At 62.8% G+C, this 15,984-nt stretch carries 17 protein-coding genes; 9 read left to right on the plus strand and 8 right to left on the minus strand.

The window, feature by feature from the left end:
* Positions 1–45 precede the first annotated feature (45 nt).
* The 4 genes from rfbG to BGK68_RS08245 form a co-directional block, all read right to left on the minus strand.
* Positions 46–1,119 carry a CDP-glucose 4,6-dehydratase gene (gene rfbG / locus BGK68_RS08230; RefSeq protein ID WP_198937178.1) on the minus strand — a complete coding sequence of 358 codons (1,074 nt, stop codon included), beginning with the start codon at positions 1,117–1,119 and terminating at the stop codon, positions 46–48.
* A gap of 428 nt (positions 1,120–1,547) precedes the next feature.
* Positions 1,548–2,510, minus strand: a complete 963-nt coding sequence (ttcA, locus tag BGK68_RS08235; RefSeq protein WP_198937179.1) for a tRNA 2-thiocytidine(32) synthetase TtcA — start codon at positions 2,508–2,510, stop codon at positions 1,548–1,550.
* A gap of 177 nt (positions 2,511–2,687) precedes the next feature.
* Complete coding sequence (locus tag BGK68_RS08240) at positions 2,688–3,611, minus strand: LysR family transcriptional regulator (protein WP_075256700.1); 924 nt, start codon at positions 3,609–3,611, stop codon at positions 2,688–2,690.
* Positions 3,612–3,788: 177 nt separating this feature from the next.
* Positions 3,789–4,079, minus strand: coding sequence for a hypothetical protein (locus tag BGK68_RS08245; protein ID WP_075256701.1), 291 nt, complete (start codon positions 4,077–4,079; stop codon positions 3,789–3,791).
* 14 nt (positions 4,080–4,093) lie between these two features.
* Here BGK68_RS08245 and BGK68_RS08250 point away from each other — a divergent pair, with 14 nt between their 5' ends.
* Both BGK68_RS08250 and BGK68_RS08255 read left to right on the plus strand, forming a co-directional pair.
* Entirely contained in the window at positions 4,094–5,284 is a 1,191-nt protein-coding gene (locus BGK68_RS08250; RefSeq protein WP_075256702.1) for an amino acid aminotransferase, read from the plus strand.
* Positions 5,277–5,909 (plus strand): YitT family protein, encoded by a 633-nt coding sequence (locus BGK68_RS08255; RefSeq protein WP_013236323.1) that lies wholly within the window; start codon positions 5,277–5,279, stop codon positions 5,907–5,909. The genes BGK68_RS08250 and BGK68_RS08255 overlap by 8 nt, the downstream gene beginning before the upstream one ends.
* A gap of 89 nt (positions 5,910–5,998) precedes the next feature.
* Here the strand turns inward: BGK68_RS08255 and BGK68_RS08260 are convergent, their stop codons facing one another.
* The 4 genes from BGK68_RS08260 to BGK68_RS08275 form a co-directional block, all read right to left on the minus strand.
* On the minus strand, positions 5,999–6,397 hold the full coding sequence (locus tag BGK68_RS08260) for a helix-turn-helix domain-containing protein (protein ID WP_233149261.1): 399 nt from the start codon (positions 6,395–6,397) through the stop codon (positions 5,999–6,001).
* 11 nt (positions 6,398–6,408) lie between these two features.
* Positions 6,409–6,702 carry a type II toxin-antitoxin system HigB family toxin gene (locus tag BGK68_RS08265; RefSeq protein ID WP_075256703.1) on the minus strand — a complete coding sequence of 98 codons (294 nt, stop codon included), beginning with the start codon at positions 6,700–6,702 and terminating at the stop codon, positions 6,409–6,411.
* A 120-nt stretch (positions 6,703–6,822) separates the two neighbouring features.
* Complete coding sequence (locus BGK68_RS08270; protein ID WP_075256704.1) at positions 6,823–7,218, minus strand: dihydroneopterin aldolase; 396 nt, start codon at positions 7,216–7,218, stop codon at positions 6,823–6,825.
* Between the two features lie 17 nt (positions 7,219–7,235).
* Positions 7,236–8,003, minus strand: coding sequence for an SDR family oxidoreductase (locus BGK68_RS08275; RefSeq protein WP_075256705.1), 768 nt, complete (start codon positions 8,001–8,003; stop codon positions 7,236–7,238).
* A gap of 78 nt (positions 8,004–8,081) precedes the next feature.
* Here BGK68_RS08275 and BGK68_RS08280 point away from each other — a divergent pair, with 78 nt between their 5' ends.
* From BGK68_RS08280 to BGK68_RS08310, 7 genes are all read left to right on the plus strand, one after another.
* A complete protein-coding gene (locus BGK68_RS08280; RefSeq protein ID WP_075256706.1) occupies positions 8,082–9,242 on the plus strand; it encodes a class I SAM-dependent methyltransferase in 1,161 nt (386 codons plus the stop codon).
* A gap of 10 nt (positions 9,243–9,252) precedes the next feature.
* Positions 9,253–9,447, plus strand: coding sequence for a DUF2905 domain-containing protein (locus BGK68_RS08285; RefSeq protein ID WP_006461312.1), 195 nt, complete (start codon positions 9,253–9,255; stop codon positions 9,445–9,447).
* A gap of 22 nt (positions 9,448–9,469) precedes the next feature.
* Positions 9,470–10,126 carry a response regulator gene (locus BGK68_RS08290; protein ID WP_075256707.1) on the plus strand — a complete coding sequence of 219 codons (657 nt, stop codon included), beginning with the start codon at positions 9,470–9,472 and terminating at the stop codon, positions 10,124–10,126.
* Positions 10,123–11,457: an ATP-binding protein gene (locus BGK68_RS08295; protein ID WP_075256708.1), complete on the plus strand. Its 1,335-nt coding sequence runs from the start codon at positions 10,123–10,125 to the stop codon at positions 11,455–11,457. Before BGK68_RS08290 ends, BGK68_RS08295 begins: the two co-directional genes overlap by 4 nt.
* 220 nt (positions 11,458–11,677) lie before the next feature.
* Positions 11,678–13,162, plus strand: coding sequence for a DegQ family serine endoprotease (locus BGK68_RS08300; protein WP_075256709.1), 1,485 nt, complete (start codon positions 11,678–11,680; stop codon positions 13,160–13,162).
* Between the two features lie 339 nt (positions 13,163–13,501).
* Positions 13,502–14,701, plus strand: a complete 1,200-nt coding sequence (locus BGK68_RS08305) for a tyrosine-type recombinase/integrase (protein WP_075256710.1) — start codon at positions 13,502–13,504, stop codon at positions 14,699–14,701.
* On the plus strand, positions 14,698–15,768 hold the full coding sequence (locus BGK68_RS08310; protein WP_075256711.1) for a PDDEXK nuclease domain-containing protein: 1,071 nt from the start codon (positions 14,698–14,700) through the stop codon (positions 15,766–15,768). Before BGK68_RS08305 ends, BGK68_RS08310 begins: the two co-directional genes overlap by 4 nt.
* Positions 15,769–15,984 lie beyond the last annotated feature (216 nt).

Here is a 15,984-nt window from a genome sequence, read left to right on the forward strand (position 1 = left end):
GTCTTGTTGAGGATCGGAAAGCGATGCGCGAGCGCGATCCCGCAATTATGTCAGACTCTGGTAGAAGGCAATCTGATTCTCGGACAGGGCGCGCAGGTCTTCATTGTTCAGGTAGCCGGCATACCATTGCGCGGTCAGCTCCAGCGCCGTGTACAGCTCCATGCGCGGAATCCAGTCCAGGCGCTGGCGCGCCTTGGACGTATCCAGTCGCAGCACGGCTTCGGAGAGGGTCGCGCCGGCCTGTTCCAGGCGCACTTCGACGGGCTCGACATCGTTCTTCTGCAGCGAGTGATTGAAGGTCGCGCAGAGCTGGCTCACCGTCTGCAGGTCGGTGTCGGTGGGGCCGAAGTTCCAGGCCTCGGCGTAGCTGGCGCCGTGTTCGTAGAGCATCCTGCCGATCTGCAAGTAGCCCGACAGCGGCTCCAGCACGAACTGCCAGGGCCGTACGGCATGCGGCTGGCGGATGGTGACGGGCTCGTCTGCTTCCAGCGCACGGATGAAATCGGGGATCAGGCGGTCTGCCGCAAAGTCGCCGCCGCCGATGACGTTGCCGGTGCGCACGCTGGCCACACCGACCGGATTGTCGGGATCGGCCGAGAAGAAGGAGCGGCGATAGGCCGCCGTCACCAGTTCGGCGGCCCCCTTGCTGCTGCTGAAGGGATCGTGGCCGCCCATGGGGTCGTCTTCGCGATAGCCCCACAGCCATTCGCGGTTCTCGTAGCACTTGTTGCTGGTGACCACCACCACCGAGCGCACGCTGGGCGTGCTGCGCACGGCTTCCAGCAGATGCGCCGTGCCCATCACGTTGGTGGCGAAGGTGTCCAGCGGGGTCAGGTAGGAATGTTCGATCTGCGGCTGTCCGGCCAGATGGAATACCACATCGGGCTGCACCGCCGCCATGGTCTCGGCCAGATGCTTGGGGTCGCGCACGTCGCCGGTGGTGGTCTGCACGCAATTGTGCAGGCGCGCCAGGTGGAACAGGCTGGGACTGGTTGGCGCGGGCAGGGAATAACCGCTGACTTTTGCGCCCATCAGGTGCAGCCACAGCGTCAGCCAGCTTCCCTTGAAGCCGGTGTGACCGGTGATGAAAACGCGCTTGTCGCGCCAAAAGTTAGCCATCAGGCAGCCTCTTACACGTATGGCAGAGAGTCGTTCGGGTGCAGAGGGGCGATTGCGATGTTTCACGCCAATGGCTGGACCATGCTCGCGGCCAGCCTCCCGGTATTGTTCGTGTCGGGATCACGTTTCCCTGCGAAACCTCGACTGCTTGGTTGTGTTTATCTTGATCCAGGCAGACCTGCCTCGCGGCATCTGACTGAAAGTGACCAGATTAGAACATGCGGTTTTTGGGCTTCAAGCGAGGATCAGGAGGGTATTTGTCGTCCAATCCGGAACTATAGCTCCGGGGTAACAAAAATTTACTTCAGACACTTTGCGCAGGACCGGGAGGCAGGCTGAAAGCCAGGCGTGGAGCGGCTTTCCAGTTGATGAGGTGAGACGATGTGTATCGTCTCGCCGCATCTCAAGTCATCGCATCAAATGTTGCTTCAGAGCAGGTTGATGATGGACTGGCCTTCTTCTACCTTGTCGTCACGATCGAAGAGGGTGTCGCCGCTGGCTTCCTTGCCCGGGCCTGGGGTGAAGTGGGTGAAGTCGAACAGGCTGCGGTCCAGCATGTGCGAGGGGGCGATGTTGCCCATGGCGGTAAACATGCTCTTGATCCACAGCGGGTTGGTCTTTTCCCATTCATTCAACATTTCGCGCATGGCCTGGCGCTGCAGGTTGGGCTGCGAACCGCACAGGTTGCAAGGAATGATGGGGAACTGCATCACCGCAGCGTACTTCTTGATGTCGGGCTCGCGCACATAGGCCAGCGGGCGGATCACCACGTTCTGGCCATCGTCGGCGATCAGCTTGGGCGGCATGGTCTGGATCTTGCCGCCGTAGAACATGTTGAGCATGAAGGTATGCAGGATATCGTCGCGGTGATGGCCCAGCGCGATCTTGGTGGCGCCCAGTTCCTTGGCCACGCGGTAGAGGATGCCGCGGCGCAGGCGCGAGCACAGCGAGCAGGTGGTCTTGCCCGGGGCGATCTTGTCCTTGACGATGCTGTAGGTGTCTTCTTCGACGATGCGGTAGCGCACGCCGATGCGCTCGAAGTATTCCGGCAGGATGTGCTCGGGGAAGCCCGGCTGTTTCTGGTCCAGGTTCACGGCGATGATCTCGAACTTCACCGGGGCCACCGATTGCAGGTAGCGCAGGGTGTCGAGCATGGTGTAGCTGTCGGCGCCGCCGGACATGCAGGCCATGATGACGTCGCCGTCGCGGATCATGTCGAAGTCGGCGATGGCGCGGCCAGTCAGGCGGCGGATGTTCTTTTGCAGCAGCTCGAAGCGGCGCGAACCGGGCGCGGTCACTTCGCTCTGGCCTGAGGGCTCCGAGCCGGCCTGGGCCAGCTCATCGGCTTGGATGGGGTCGGACAGTGGCACTGTGGCCGCCATGTCGTTCATGGGAAATTCCTTCAATCGGTAGGCTGTTGCTGCCGCATCAACGCTGTTGCCGGCCATCAAGCGCGGGGCGGATGGCGTGGCGACGGGGAGCGGGCGGAGGACCGGCATTTTCTCATGCAGCGCCGCTTCTCGCCATTTTCCTGATGCCGGCCGAGCTGCAAGCGTCGCGCGGATGCCTCAGCGCACACCCAGTTCCTGGCGCGCGCGCACCTGGCGCAGGGCGGCGATGAGAAAGTCCGAGAACGCCGCCACCGCCGGCGGCAACTTGCGGCCAGCCATGGTCTGCACTTGCACCGTGCGCTGGTGCAGTTCGCTCTCGGCCATGGCCACCAGGATCATGCCGTCTTCCTCGGCGCGCTCATGGACGGTCAGGAAGCCGCCCAAGGCCACCGTATCGGGCGAGCGGGTGGTGAAGCGGTAGACCGCGCCCAGCGAATGGCTGGTGAAGACCGGCGCGAACAGCAGTCCGCGCATGCTGCAGGCGATGTCGACGAGCTGGCGCACGGTCGTGCCCACCTCCGGCAGCGCCAGCGGGTAGGGCGACAGGTCGCTCAAGGCCAGGAGCTTGCGCGAGGCCAGCGGGTGATCCCGCTTCATCAGGGCGAACACCGGCCCCGATTCGCGATAGGCGACGGCCAGGCCTTCGGCCGGCGCCAGGCTGTAGGTGACCGAGAGATCGGCCTCGCCGTCGATGACCATCTGCGAAGCTCTGGCAGCGCCGACCACGTGGAGCTTGAATTGCAGGCCCGGGTATTGCTCGCGGAACTGCGCTGTCACATTGGGCAGCAAGTCCCACGCGAAGCCCTCCGAACAGGCCAGCGTGATGACGCCTTGGCCCACCGCTTGCAAGCCCCTGACCTCGGCCAGCACCTGTTCCAACTCCAGCAGGTTGCGGCGCGCATAGGCCATCAGCACTTCCCCGGCGGGCGTCAACACCATGCCGCGGGCGCGTCGCTCGAACAGGGGGACGCCGGTTTCTTCTTCAATCTTGGCGATCTGGCGGCTGACCGCCGAGACCGCTACGTCCAGGCGTTCGGCGGCCGCAGTGAGAGAGCCGGTGCGGCCGACCTGGTAGAAATAGCGCAGAGAGGTGCTTTGCATGGGGGAAGGTGATCAGGAAGATTTCACTTTATGACAATCCAGGTCGTTGTCAGTGACAATGACGACAAGGTAGTCAGGGCCGAGCAAAATCAAAAAATCGCCCCGAAAGACGCATGTTAATGCGGATCAAGCCCGCTTGTCGGATCAGGTGGCCACGGAAACGGAATAAATCATTTTCTAAATTGGTAAAGGCTGGCTTCCAAGAGTTGATATTGCAAAAACGTTTTCGATCTGGTCAGCAGGCCTTTCGATTCTGGCCATTTCCAGCAATACCGACGCCTTCGTGTCGCCCAGCTTCTCCCTGATGGCCTGCGCCGCCATCAGCCTGGTTTGCGTCGGCGTGTAGCGTCTGCGCCTGAAAAAAATACCGGTCACTGTTGCGCTAGACGGGAAATTTTCCCCGCGCCGCGCTACCATGGCGGTTTTGCCGGCGTAGCGCGAGCGTGTCGGCCACGGCGTTTCCTTCATCTGACGAGGTCTTCATGTTTTCGCATCTCCCGCCCTATGCCGGCGATCCCATCCTGAGCCTGATGGAACAGTTCCAGCGCGACGAGCGCAGCAACAAGGTCAACCTTTCCATCGGCATCTATACCGATGGCAAGGGCGTCGTTCCGGTGCTGCCCTCGGTGCGCACCGCAGCGGCGGCGGTGGCGCAGGCCGATGCCCCGTATGTCTACCTGCCCATGGAAGGCCATGGGGCTTATCGCCAGGCCGTGGCCAAGCTGCTCTTCGGCGCGGACCTGCCCGCGCCCGAGCACCTGGCCATCGTCCAGACCCTGGGCGGTTCGGGCGCGCTCAAGGTGGGGGCGGACCTGATCGCCCGCTTCTTCCCGCAACCGACCATCTGGCTGCCGGACCCGACCTGGGACAACCACATCGGCATCTTCGAAGGCGCCGGTTTCAAGACCGAGCGTTACCCTTACTACGATGCCCAGACCAAGGGCCTGAACTTCGAGGGCATGCTGGCCAAGATCGACTCGCTGCCCAAGGGCGCGGTGGTGCTGCTGCATCCCTGCTGCCACAACCCCACCGGCGTGGACCCGACCCGCGCCCAGTGGGAGCAGATCATCGAGGTGGTCGAGAAGCGCGGCCTGCTGCCCTTCTTCGACCTGGCCTATCAGGGCTTTGCCGAGAGCCTGGACGAGGATATCTGGCCGGTGCGCGAGGCCGTGCGTCGCCAGATCCCGTTCTTCCTCAGCAATTCCTTCTCCAAGATCTTCTCGCTCTACAGCGAGCGCATCGGTGCGCTCTCGGTGTTCTGCCCGCAAGCCGGCCAGGCCGCCAACGTGCTGGGCCAGCTCAAGCTGACCGTACGCCGCAACTATTCCAGCCCGGCCCGCAACGGCGCCTTGCTGGTGGCGCATGTGCTGGGCGATGACAAGCTGGCTGCGCAATGGCGCGGCGAAGTCGAAGAGATGCGTGTGCGCGTACGCGACATGCGCGTGAAGCTGGCCTCGCAACTGAAGAGCGCCGTGCCCGACCAGGACTTCTCTTTCCTGCTGCGCCAGCACGGCATGTTCGGCTACACCGGCCTGTCCTCTGCCCAGGTGGATCGCCTGCGCGAAGAGTTCGGCGTCTATGCCGTGGGTACCGGCCGCATCTGCGTGGCCGGCTTGAACGACAGCAACGTTGCACGCGTGGCCGAGACGATGGCCGAGGTGCTGCGTGGCTGAAGTGGCAGGCAAGGCCGTGGTGGCTGCGGCCGATGTGCGTCACAGGAGCTATGAGGACGTGCTGGCGCTGGTGGCCGGTACGCTCTTCATCTCGCTGGGCGTGAACATGTATACCCAGGTGGGCCTGTTGACCGGCAGCACGGCCGGCCTGGCCTTCCTGGCGCATTACCTGACCGGGCTGCCGTTCGGCGCGGTGTTCTTCACCATCAATCTGCCGTTCTATTACTTCGCCTGGCGACGCATGGGCAAGCGCTTCATGCTCAAGACCTTTTGCGCGGTCGCGCTGGTGTCGGGTTTTTCGCTGATGCATCCTTACTTCATCAGCTATGGCAAGCTGGACCTGTTCTACAGCGCCGTCCTGGGCGGCCTCTTGATCGGGGTGGGATTCGTGATGCTGTTCCGCCATGGCGCCAGCCTGGGCGGCATCAACGTGGTCACGCTGTTCCTGCAGGACCGCTATGGCCTGCGGGCGGGCAAGCTGCAGATGGGCGTGGATGTGGTGATCGTGCTGTGCTCGCTGTGGGTGGTCGCGCCCAAGGTCTTGCTGGCTTCCATTCTGGGAGCGGTGACGGCCAACCTGATCATCGCCCTGAATCATCGGGCGGGAAGGTATATGGGGATGTAGTACGGGTGAGGCGGGAGCATCTGTGCGCCCTGGTCACCTCGGTAAAGATGCCGTTCAGTGCAGACTGAACGGCATTTTTCTTGGCGGCTTCAGGCGCTGAGCAATTCGTCGCAATCCGACCTCACCGGATAGGACTGAATCAGCAGATCAGCCGGAAGGTTCAGGCCGGCGCTGAGCTTGCGGATCATGTCCAGGGTCAGCGGACGCACCCGGTTGAGGATGTCGGAGACGCGGCCGCGTGATCCCAGGTAGGGCTCCAGATCCTTGCGCGACAAACCGCGCGCCTCCATCACATGGAGCAGGAAGTCGATGGGGTCGGGATCATCGATGGCGAAGTGCGCACGCTCGTAATGGGCGATCAGCAGCGTCAGGACATCGAGTTGATCGGCTTGCGCCGAGCGGGCCGGCGCGTCCCACAGGCGCTCAGCTTCGGCCAGCGCGGCGCGGTAATCCTTGCGGGTGCGTATCAGTTTGAGTTGCATGGGCATGTGACATTCCTTCAGATCGTTTCGACATCGATGGCGTCGTATTGGCGATGTGTACCGACGAAGCGGATGTAGATCAATTCCTTGTCATAGCGCACGGCGACCACCAGACGGTAATCGTTGCCCTTGATGTTGAACACCACTCGATTGTTTCTGGTGAAACTGGCGTTGCGGTAGGCCGCCTTGATATCGGCGGGTGTCTTCCAGTTCACCCGGCTTGCCAGCGCGTGCCAGGCGCGCAGCGCAGTCTCCGCCGCAGGGTGGGCGGTCCAGAAAGTCCGTAAGGTGGAGAGGGCGATGATGCGCATCGACGCACCGTAGCATGCTACCACCTTGGGAGCGGAGCGGAAGTGGCAAACAGCAGGCCATTCTCGAAAAAATAAAACCCCGCAGCGTGCGGGGTTCGGGCAGGGCCAACGGCAGTGGGATCAGCCAACCGTCTTGATACGGAAGGTCTCCACCCCCACCGAATCGCAATCCGGATACACATCCGGCTTCTCGGTCGACACCCGCACCGCACGCACCTTGGGATGGGCCAGCATGGCCGTCATCACGTCGTCGCACAGGGTTTCCTGCAGGTGGATATGGCCACGGGCCATGCGTTCGGCGATGGTCGAGCGGATGAAGTCGTAGTCCACCACTTCGTCGAGGTGGTCGGCGGTGGGCGTGGTTTCGGCCAGCGGGACGTAGAGGTCGACGTTGATCAGGATGCGCTGCTCACCCTTCTTTTCGAACTCGTGCACGCCGATGTTGATGAACACCTCGTAGTTGCGCAGGAACAGGCGGCGGCAATCTTGCAGGGAAGGATGGGACAGGAAGAGCATGATCAGAAATATAAAGGTTATTTCGCCACGAACATGACGTCGCGCGAAAGGGGAAGCAAATGCTGGCCGCCATCGACCAGCAGGGTGGTACCCGTCACGGCCCGCGCCGAAGCGACGTAGCAGACCGCGGCGGCAATGTCCTCGGGCGTGCTGCCATGGCCCAGCGGGGTGACCTGGTGGGCTTTTTCGAACTGTTGCTCGGTCTGGTCGCCCGAGACCATGGTCAGGCCCGGCGCCACGCCCACTACCCGCACCTTGGGCGCCAGCGCCTGCGCCAGCAGGGTGGTGGCGCTGTGCAGCGCAGCCTTGGAAAGGGTGTAGGACAGGAAGTCGGGATTGGGATTGTACAGTTTCTGGTCCAGCAGGTTGATGACAACGGCCTGCTGGCCTGGCGGCGTGGCCTCATACAAGGCCTGCGCCAGCAGCACCGGCGCGCCGACATTGGCGCTCATGTGGCGCAACAGGCGCGCGTTGCCGAAGCTGGCGGCGTCATCGTAATCGAATAGCGAAGCGTTGTTGACCACGCAGGAGATGCGTCCCAGTGGGGCGGCCTGGGGCAGCAGGCTGCGCACCTGGGCTTCATCGCCCAGCTCGGCCTGCACGGCCAGGGCGCGCCGGCCCAGGGCCTGGATCTCGCGCACCAGCGTGTCGGCTTCTTCGCGTGAGCGGTTGTAGTGGACGGCCACGTCCCAGCCCGACTGCGCCAGGGCCAGGGCGATGTGGCGGCCGATGCGCCGTGCTGCGCCGGTGACCAGCGCGATGCCTGCAGAAGAGGGTGATGTCATGTTCCCGGTTTCCAATTCGCTGGAACGCATTTCACGGCGATACCTATTGATGAAATGAGTTCTACTACAATACGGCCCATGCAACTGCAACTACCCGAACCCGGCGAGGACGCACAGTCCGCCTCGCACACTCTTCAGCACCAGATCGCCGGCGAGATCGCCGCGGCCGGTGGCTGGATCTCCTTCCAGCGCTACATGGAACTGGCGCTGTATGCGCCGCAGGTCGGCTACTACAGCGGCGGTTCGGCCAAGCTGGGCAAAGAGGGGGATTTTACAACCGCACCGGAAATCTCGCCGCTGTTCGGCGCGACCCTGGCCAGCCTGGCCGCCGAGGTGATCGCCGCCAGCCCGTCGGTGGACAATGTGCTGCTGGAGTTCGGGGCCGGCACCGGCAAGCTGGCGCACGACATCCTGACCGAACTGCAAGCGCGCGCGGCCTTGCCGCAACATTATTTCATCGTGGAAATCTCGGCCCAGTTGCGCGCACGACAACAGGAGACACTGGCCGCCTTTGCGCCGCTGGTGCAGTGGCTCGATGCCTTGCCGGCAACATTTTCGGGTGTAGTGGTCGGCAATGAAGTGCTGGACGCCATGCCGGTGCGGCTGGCCGTGAAGGCCGAGCAAGGCTGGCAGGAGCGCGGCGTGGCGCTCGATGCAGCAGGCCGCTTGCGCTTCGAGGACCGCAGCGTGGACGACTTGCCGGTGGCGCAGATTCCCGACGCCTACGAGCTGCCGCCAGGCTATCTCACCGAAGTCGCGCCGGTGGCCATCGGCTTCATGCACACGCTGGGCCGCATGCTGGCCAGCGGCCCGGGTGCGCTGGCGATCCTCCCGGACTATGGTTTCCCGGCCGCAGAATATTATCTGCACGAGCGCGACCAGGGCACGCTGATGTGCCATTACCGCCATCACGCCCATACCGATCCCTTCTACTGGCCGGGCTTGCAGGACATCACCGCCCACGTCGATTTCACCGCCATGGCGGTGGCCGCCGTGGAAGAGGGCGCCGAAGTGCTGGCCTATACCAGCCAGGGCGCCTTCCTGCTCAATGCCGGCATCGGCGAGCTGCTGCTGCGCACCTCGCCCGAGGACAGCGCACGCTACCTGCCACTGGCCAATGGCATGCAGAAACTGATTTCCCCGGCCGAGATGGGCGAGCTCTTCAAGGTGCTGGCCATTGGCAAGAATGTCGAATGGCCGGCCCGCATGCTGCGCCACGACCGTACCCACCGGCTCTGAGGAGAGGCGCATGATTCGCTGGATCGTCGTCATCTTTCTCTCGGTCATCGTCTTCTCGACGCTCTTGCCCTGGCTGGAAAAGCTGGGGATAGGCCGCTTGCCGGGGGACTTGCGTTTCCGTTTGTTTGGCCGCATCTTTTCGCTGCCCTTCGCCTCGACCATCCTGATCTCGGTGGTGGTCTTCCTGCTGGCGAAGCTACTCTGAGATTGATCCAAGGAGCCCTGAGATGCGCGTATTGCTGGTGGAAGACGATCCCATGGTGGGCGAAGCGGTGCGCAAGGGTTTGCGCCAGGATGGCTTTGCCATCGACTGGGTGCAGGATGGCAAGTCGGCCGACGTGGCGCTGCGCACCGAGGACTACGCCATGCTGCTGCTGGACCTGGGACTGCCGCAGAAGGATGGGCTGGCGGTCTTGCGCACGCTGCGCGAACGCGGCAACGCCATCCCTGTGTTGATCACCACGGCGCGGGACGCGGTGGCCGACCGCGTGGCCGGGCTCGATGCCGGCGCCGACGATTACCTGATCAAGCCCTTCGACCTGGAAGAACTGTCGGCCCGCATGCGCGCCCTCTCGCGCCGCCAGGCGGGGCGCGCCGAGAGCCTGGTGCAGGTGCGCGAAGTGATCTTGAATCCCGCGACCCATGAAGTGACGGTGGGTGGCAAGCCGGTCAACCTGTCGGCGCGCGAGTTCACGCTCTTGCAGGCCTTCATGGACCGGCCTGGCGTGGTGCTCTCGCGCGCGCAGCTGGAAGAAAAGCTCTATGGCTGGGATGACAGCATCGAGAGCAATGCCGTCGAAGTCCACATCCACGCCCTGCGCAAGAAGGTCGGCAGCGACTTCATCAAGAACGTGCGCGGCGTAGGCTATCTGGTGCCGGCATGAACTCGGTGCGCAACAAGCTGCTGTTGTGGCTGGGCCTGGGCCTGTTCTCCATCATCGTGCTGGCCGGGGTGGCGCTGTATTTCCAGGCGCGTGGCGAAGCCAACCAGATCTTCGATTACCAGATGCGCCAGATCGCCGCCTCGCTGCCGCGCCAGGCGTTTTCGCCGATCTCGCCGGGCCAGCAGTTCCCCGAGCTGGAAGACGAGATCATGATGCAGATCTGGGACAGCCGTGGCGCGGTGATCTATCACTCGCATGCACGCGGTGCCATGCCGCGCCAGGCGGAACTGGGCTTTGCCAACGTCAGCGGTCCTAACGGCATGTGGCGCGTCTACAGCGCCCAGATCGGCAGCACCGTGGTGCAGGTGGCGCAGCCGCAGAGTGCGCGTGATGAGATCGCGGCGCAGATGGCGGTCAAGACGGTGGTGCCCTTGCTGTTGCTGTTCCCGCTCATCGGCGTGCTCTCGTGGGTGGCGGTCAGCCGTGGGCTGGCGCCGGTGCGCAAGGCGGCGGCCGAGGTGGCCGCGCGCGACATGAATTCGCTGCAGCCGTTGGCCGATGTGGGCATGCCGCAGGAAATCCAGCCGCTTACCCACGCCTTGAACGATCTGCTGGCGCGGCTCAAGCACGCTACCGAAACCCAGCGCGCCTTTGTTGCCGATGCCGCCCACGAATTGCGCACGCCCCTCACCGCCCTGCGCCTGCAGACGCAACTGGCCGAGCGCGCTGTGGATGAGGAGGAGCGCCGCGCCGCCTTCGCCGATCTCAAGAACGGGCTGGAACGGACTACCCATCTGGTCCACCAGCTGCTCACGCTGGCCCGGCAAGAGCCCGACGCCATGAACTTCACGCAAGTCGATCTGCGCGCCTTGCTGGGCAGTGTGGTGGGCGACCTGGCGTCGGTGGCCGAGCATGGCGGCATCGACCTTGGATTGTCGGACCAGGGCGATGATGGCCGGCCCTTGCGCGTGACAGGCAATGCCGATGCCTTGCGCATTCTCTTCAACAATCTGGTGGACAATGCGCTGCGCTATACCCCGGCCGGTGGGGTGGTCGATGTGGGAGTTGATTTATCCACCGCCGGATATTGCACGGTGGTGGTCCAGGATAGCGGGCCGGGCATCGCCGAGAGCGAACTGCCGCGTGTGTTCGACCGTTTCTATCGCGCCCAGCACGGCCAGGAGGGCAGCGGCAGCCGGGCCGCCTTCGGCAGCGGGCTGGGTCTGGCCATCGTGCGCCAGATTGCCGACCTGCATCGGGTGCCGGTGGAGTTGCGCAATACCGGCCATGGGCTGCAGGCGCGGGTGGTGTTTCCGCTATCGCCTGCGTGAGGGCGCTTGCTCCCGGCAAGGGAGTATTCAGCTGGGATGAATGCTCCTTTTTCCAGCATTAAGCCAGCATTAAGCCAGCATTAAGCCAGCATTCATCCAGCCTTAAGTTTGTCTTAATTTTCGCTGCTTAATCTTCACTCCAACGGTTGAGGCCGATACGCCGCCAGGTGCGGCAGGACAGCCCCGACCATCGATTACCCGTTCGATCAAGGAGAAGAAGATGAGCCGTCGCATCGTTTTCGTTCGTAACACTTTGGCTGTCATGATTGCCGCAGTGGTCGGCGGCAGCTACGTCTATTTTCGCGGCGCCGACCTGCCGTCGGCGCACGCGGCCGCGGTCAACGCCCCGCTGGTGGCGTCCAATTCCGCGCCCGCTGCCCCGGCCGGACCGGTGGTCGCGGCGGCAACCGATTTCTCGGGCATCGTGCAGCGCTACGGCCCGGCCGTGGTCAACATCAGCGTCACCGGCAAGGCGCGCAAGGTGGCCGATGATGACGACAATGGTCTCGACCCCAATGATCCCTTCTCCGAATTCTTCAAGCGCTTCGGCCCGCAACTGCAGATGCCGCAGCAGCCGCGCATCATGCATGGCCTGGGCTCCGGTTTCATCATCTCGCCGGATGGCCTGATCCTGACCAATGCCCACGTGGTCGATGGCGCCCAGGAAGTGGTGGTCAAGCTGACCGACCGCCGCGAGTTCAAGGCCAAGGTGCTGGGCATCGACAAGCAGAGCGATATCGCCGTCATCCGCATCGATGCCAAGAACCTGCCGACGGTGCAGATCGGCGACCCTTCCCGGGTCAAGGTCGGCCAGCCGGTGCTGGCCATCGGCTCCCCCTACGGCTTTGACAACACGGCCACGGCCGGCATCATCAGCGCCAAGTCGCGCAGCCTGCCGGATGACAACTACGTGCCCTTCATCCAGACCGATGTGGCGGTCAATCCGGGTAACTCCGGCGGTCCGCTGTTCGACCTGAACGGCCAGGTGATCGGCATCAATTCGCAGATCTATAGCCAGACCGGCGGCTTCCAGGGCTTGTCGTTCTCGATTCCCATCGACGTGGCCATGAAGGTGGAACAGCAACTGGTCACGCATGGCAAGGTGACGCGTGGCCGCCTGGGCGTCTCGGTGCAGGACCTCAATCAGGCCTTGTCGGATTCCTTCGGACTGAAGAAGGCTGAGGGTGCGCTGGTCAGTTCGGTGGAAAAGGGCAGTCCGGCTGACAAGGCGGGGCTGCAGGCTGGCGACGTGATCATCAGCTTCAATGGTCATGCCATCGATCATTCGGTGGATCTGCCGACCCTGGTGGCCGATACGCCGCCGGGCAGCACCAAGCCCATGGAAGTGATGCGTGCCGGCAAGGTGCGCACCATCAACGTGACCGTGGGTGAGATGAAGCAGGCCAAGAATGACGCCAAGGCTGGCAAGTCCGATGACCAGGGCCGCCTGGGCCTGGCGGTGCGTCCGCTGGACAAGGATGAACAGGCCCAGCTGGGCGGGCAGAAGGGCTTGCTGGTGGAAGACGTGAGCGGTCCGGCAGCGGTGGCGGGCATCCAGAGCGGGGACGTGATCCTGGCGGTCAATGGCACCCCGGTCTCCAGCGTGGCGCAGCTGCGCAAGCTGGCCACCGACGCGGGCAAGAACGTGGCCTTGCTGGTGGAGCGCGGTGACGAAAAGATCTTCGTGCCGCTGGCGCTGAATTGAGTCCGATTCTTTGAATTATTTAAATGATTTATCTGGTTTTGTGTTTAGCAGTGAGTAGTACCGGTGAGCAGTAAGTAGTGAGCAGTAGCCTCGTAGTAAGTGGTAAGCAGTAAGCAGTGAGGGATTTGGCCGGATGCGCGCAAGCGTCTCCGGCCCTTTTTTATTTCACCATGACGTTAGCATCGAATTTGGCTGACGTTCGCTAAGGCTCGCCACAACAAGTTTTCCTAGGGAGCAAACGGGTTCACCATATGCCGGTGCTTTCCGCAACCCGCTCCGCTTTTCCTTCGCTCGGCTCCCAGCCGACACCTGGAAATCGGGGTTTCTCTAGGAGTGGTCATGGCCAAGATCAAGCTCACCAAGTCCGCTGTCGATGCGGCACAACCCCAGGCGCAGCCCGTCGAACTGCGCGATACGCTGGTTCCCGGCTTCCTGTGCAAGATTACACCAGTAGGTCGCAAGGTGTTCATGCTCCGGTACCGCACGAATGCTGGTGAACGACGTAAGCCTGCTTTGGGCTTGTATGGGGAACTGACGGTCGATCAGGCCCGTTCTCTCGCCCAGGAGTGGCTGGCCGAGGTGCGCCGGGGCGGTGATCCCGGCGCCGCCAAAACCGAAGCGCGCAAAGCCCCCACGGTGACTGAGCTATGCGAGAAGTTCATGGCGGACTATTCCAAGCAGCGCAACAAGCCCAGCACCCAGAAAGGCTATCGGGCCGTCATCAACCGCAACGTCATTCCACTACTGGGCCGCAAGAAGGTTCATGACGTGAAGCGCCCCGACATTGCTGCGCTGATGCAAAAACTCTCGTACAAGAAAACCGAAGCCAACAAGGTCTTCAGCGTCTTGCGCAAGATGTTTAACTTGGCCGAGGTCTGGGGCTATCGGCCAGATGGCACCAACCCCTGCCGGCATGTCCCTATGTACCCCGCTGGCAAGTCCACCCACCTCATCAGCGACGAAGAAATGGGCAAGCTGTTTCGACAGCTTGACAGGATTGAGGCCGAAGGGCTGGAGAACTACGTTATCCCCCTGGCCATCCGCCTGCAATTCGAGTTCGCTGGCCGTCGCTCCGAAATCGTCGCGCTCGAATGGCAGTGGGTGGATTTAGACAACCGTCGGGTGGTCTGGCCCGATAGTAAGACCGGCGGCATGTCCAAACCCATGAGCGAGGAAGCCTATCGGCTACTCTCGACGGCACCCCGGCAGAAGGGCAATCCCTATGTCCTGCCTTCTCCGCGCCACCCGGGCAAGCACTTGACCACGGGCGAGTATTACGGTGGCTGGAGCCGTGCGCTCAAGATGGCTGGTGCGACACATGTCGGGACGCATGGCATCCGCCACCGCTCGGCCACCGACATTGCCAATTCGGGCATTCCCGTCAAGGTCGGCATGGTCCTAACGGCGCACAAGACCGTGGCCATGTTCATGCGCTATGTACATACCGAGGATGATCCGGTGCGCAAGGCCGCCGAACTGGTGGCCAACCGGCGCAAGACCATCACCGGGGCACACCGCAACGAAGAGGTGGCCGCATGATCAGACCCAAAGCATCTATATCGTCGCCCGCAGGGCCTTCGGCGCTGCTGGGTGACATTCGGGCACTGATCGATGCAGCGCGGCAGCGCGCCGCATCGGCGGTGAATAGCGAACTGACAATGCTTTACTGGCTCGTTGGCCAACGCATCCATACGCAGGTCTTGGAGGGGCGGCGGGCCGACTACGGCGAGGAAGTGCTCCCCACGCTGGCTGCTCAGCTAGTGCAGGATTACGGCGGCAGCTTTGCCGTGAAAAACCTGCGCCGCATGGCCCAGTTCGCCGCAACCTTCCCGGATGAACAGATTGTCGTATCGCTGATACGACAATTGAGCTGGACCCACTTCATCGCGCTGATTCCGCTGAAAGACCCGCTCCAGCGGGACTATTACGCGCAGATGGCCAGCGCCGAACACTGGAGCGTGCGGACGCTGCGCGAGCGCATCGACTCGATGCTGTATGAGCGCACGGCGTTGTCCAAGAAGCCCGACGCGTTGATCGCGCAGGAACTGGCGACCCTGCAGGGCACCGAGCGAATGTCGCCGGCCCTGGTCATGCGAGACCCGTACATCCTAGACTTTCTGGGGCTGCGCGACACCTGGCAGGAAGGCGGCCTGGAGGCAGCGATCATCCGCGAAATGGAGTCGTCCCTGCTGGAACTGGGCGTGGGCTTCACCTTCGTCGCTCGCCAGAAGCGCATTCAGCTGGATGGAGATGACTTTTATCTCGACCTGCTGTTCTACAACCGGAAACTGCGGCGGCTGGTGGCAGTCGAGCTGAAGGTCGGCGATTTCAAGGCGGCATACAAAGGGCAGATGGAGCTGTACCTGCGCTGGCTGGACAAGTTCGAGCGAGAGTCGGAGGAAGCCTCACCGCTAGGCATCATCCTCTGCACCGGCAAGAAGTCCGAGCAGATCGAGTTGCTGGAACTGGACAAGTCCGGCATCCATGTCGCCGAGTACCTGACGACCTTGCCGCCGCGTGCGGTCCTAGTGAAGCGGTTGCAGCAAGCCACCCAGCGGGCACAGTTGCAGATTGAGCAACGCGGCAATCGAGAAGACGAGTCATGACGAACAACTCAGATGACAGAGGAACCAGATTAACGTGCGGGCTCAACGCCTCTGCGCAGTATTGATTTTAAAGCTATTAATCCAACACGCGACGTTGGCCGAGCCAGCGCTCCATCACGAAAATCACAATGGTGTGCGACGCATGAACGGCCAAACGAGCTTCTGACGAAACAATTTTCGACGGTTCGATGCCACGCCCATGTGTTGCACGATGTA

The sequence above is a fragment of the Herbaspirillum camelliae genome, from assembly GCF_001929405.1.
In the GTDB taxonomy this organism is placed as follows: domain Bacteria; phylum Pseudomonadota; class Gammaproteobacteria; order Burkholderiales; family Burkholderiaceae_D; genus Herbaspirillum; species Herbaspirillum seropedicae.

What these genes read in the sequence shown, in the direction of transcription:
- BGK68_RS08295 (WP_075256708.1), top strand. Translation starts at nt 10,123, where the DNA reads ATGAACTCGGTGCGCAACAAGCTGCTGTTGTGGCTGGGCCTGGGCCTG.
- BGK68_RS08310 (WP_075256711.1), top strand. Translation starts at nt 14,698, where the DNA reads ATGATCAGACCCAAAGCATCTATATCGTCGCCCGCAGGGCCTTCGGCG.
- BGK68_RS08290 (WP_075256707.1), top strand. Translation starts at nt 9,470, where the DNA reads ATGCGCGTATTGCTGGTGGAAGACGATCCCATGGTGGGCGAAGCGGTG.
- rfbG (WP_198937178.1), bottom strand. Translation starts at nt 1,119, where the DNA reads ATGGCTAACTTTTGGCGCGACAAGCGCGTTTTCATCACCGGTCACACC.
- BGK68_RS08280 (WP_075256706.1), top strand. Translation starts at nt 8,082, where the DNA reads ATGCAACTGCAACTACCCGAACCCGGCGAGGACGCACAGTCCGCCTCG.
- ttcA (WP_198937179.1), bottom strand. Translation starts at nt 2,510, where the DNA reads ATGAACGACATGGCGGCCACAGTGCCACTGTCCGACCCCATCCAAGCC.
- BGK68_RS08260 (WP_233149261.1), bottom strand. Translation starts at nt 6,397, where the DNA reads ATGCCCATGCAACTCAAACTGATACGCACCCGCAAGGATTACCGCGCC.
- BGK68_RS08270 (WP_075256704.1), bottom strand. Translation starts at nt 7,218, where the DNA reads ATGCTCTTCCTGTCCCATCCTTCCCTGCAAGATTGCCGCCGCCTGTTC.
- BGK68_RS08305 (WP_075256710.1), top strand. Translation starts at nt 13,502, where the DNA reads ATGGCCAAGATCAAGCTCACCAAGTCCGCTGTCGATGCGGCACAACCC.
- BGK68_RS08240 (WP_075256700.1), bottom strand. Translation starts at nt 3,611, where the DNA reads ATGCAAAGCACCTCTCTGCGCTATTTCTACCAGGTCGGCCGCACCGGC.
- BGK68_RS08250 (WP_075256702.1), top strand. Translation starts at nt 4,094, where the DNA reads ATGTTTTCGCATCTCCCGCCCTATGCCGGCGATCCCATCCTGAGCCTG.
- BGK68_RS08265 (WP_075256703.1), bottom strand. Translation starts at nt 6,702, where the DNA reads ATGCGCATCATCGCCCTCTCCACCTTACGGACTTTCTGGACCGCCCAC.
- BGK68_RS08300 (WP_075256709.1), top strand. Translation starts at nt 11,678, where the DNA reads ATGAGCCGTCGCATCGTTTTCGTTCGTAACACTTTGGCTGTCATGATT.
- BGK68_RS08285 (WP_006461312.1), top strand. Translation starts at nt 9,253, where the DNA reads ATGATTCGCTGGATCGTCGTCATCTTTCTCTCGGTCATCGTCTTCTCG.
- BGK68_RS08275 (WP_075256705.1), bottom strand. Translation starts at nt 8,003, where the DNA reads ATGACATCACCCTCTTCTGCAGGCATCGCGCTGGTCACCGGCGCAGCA.
- BGK68_RS08245 (WP_075256701.1), bottom strand. Translation starts at nt 4,079, where the DNA reads ATGAAGGAAACGCCGTGGCCGACACGCTCGCGCTACGCCGGCAAAACC.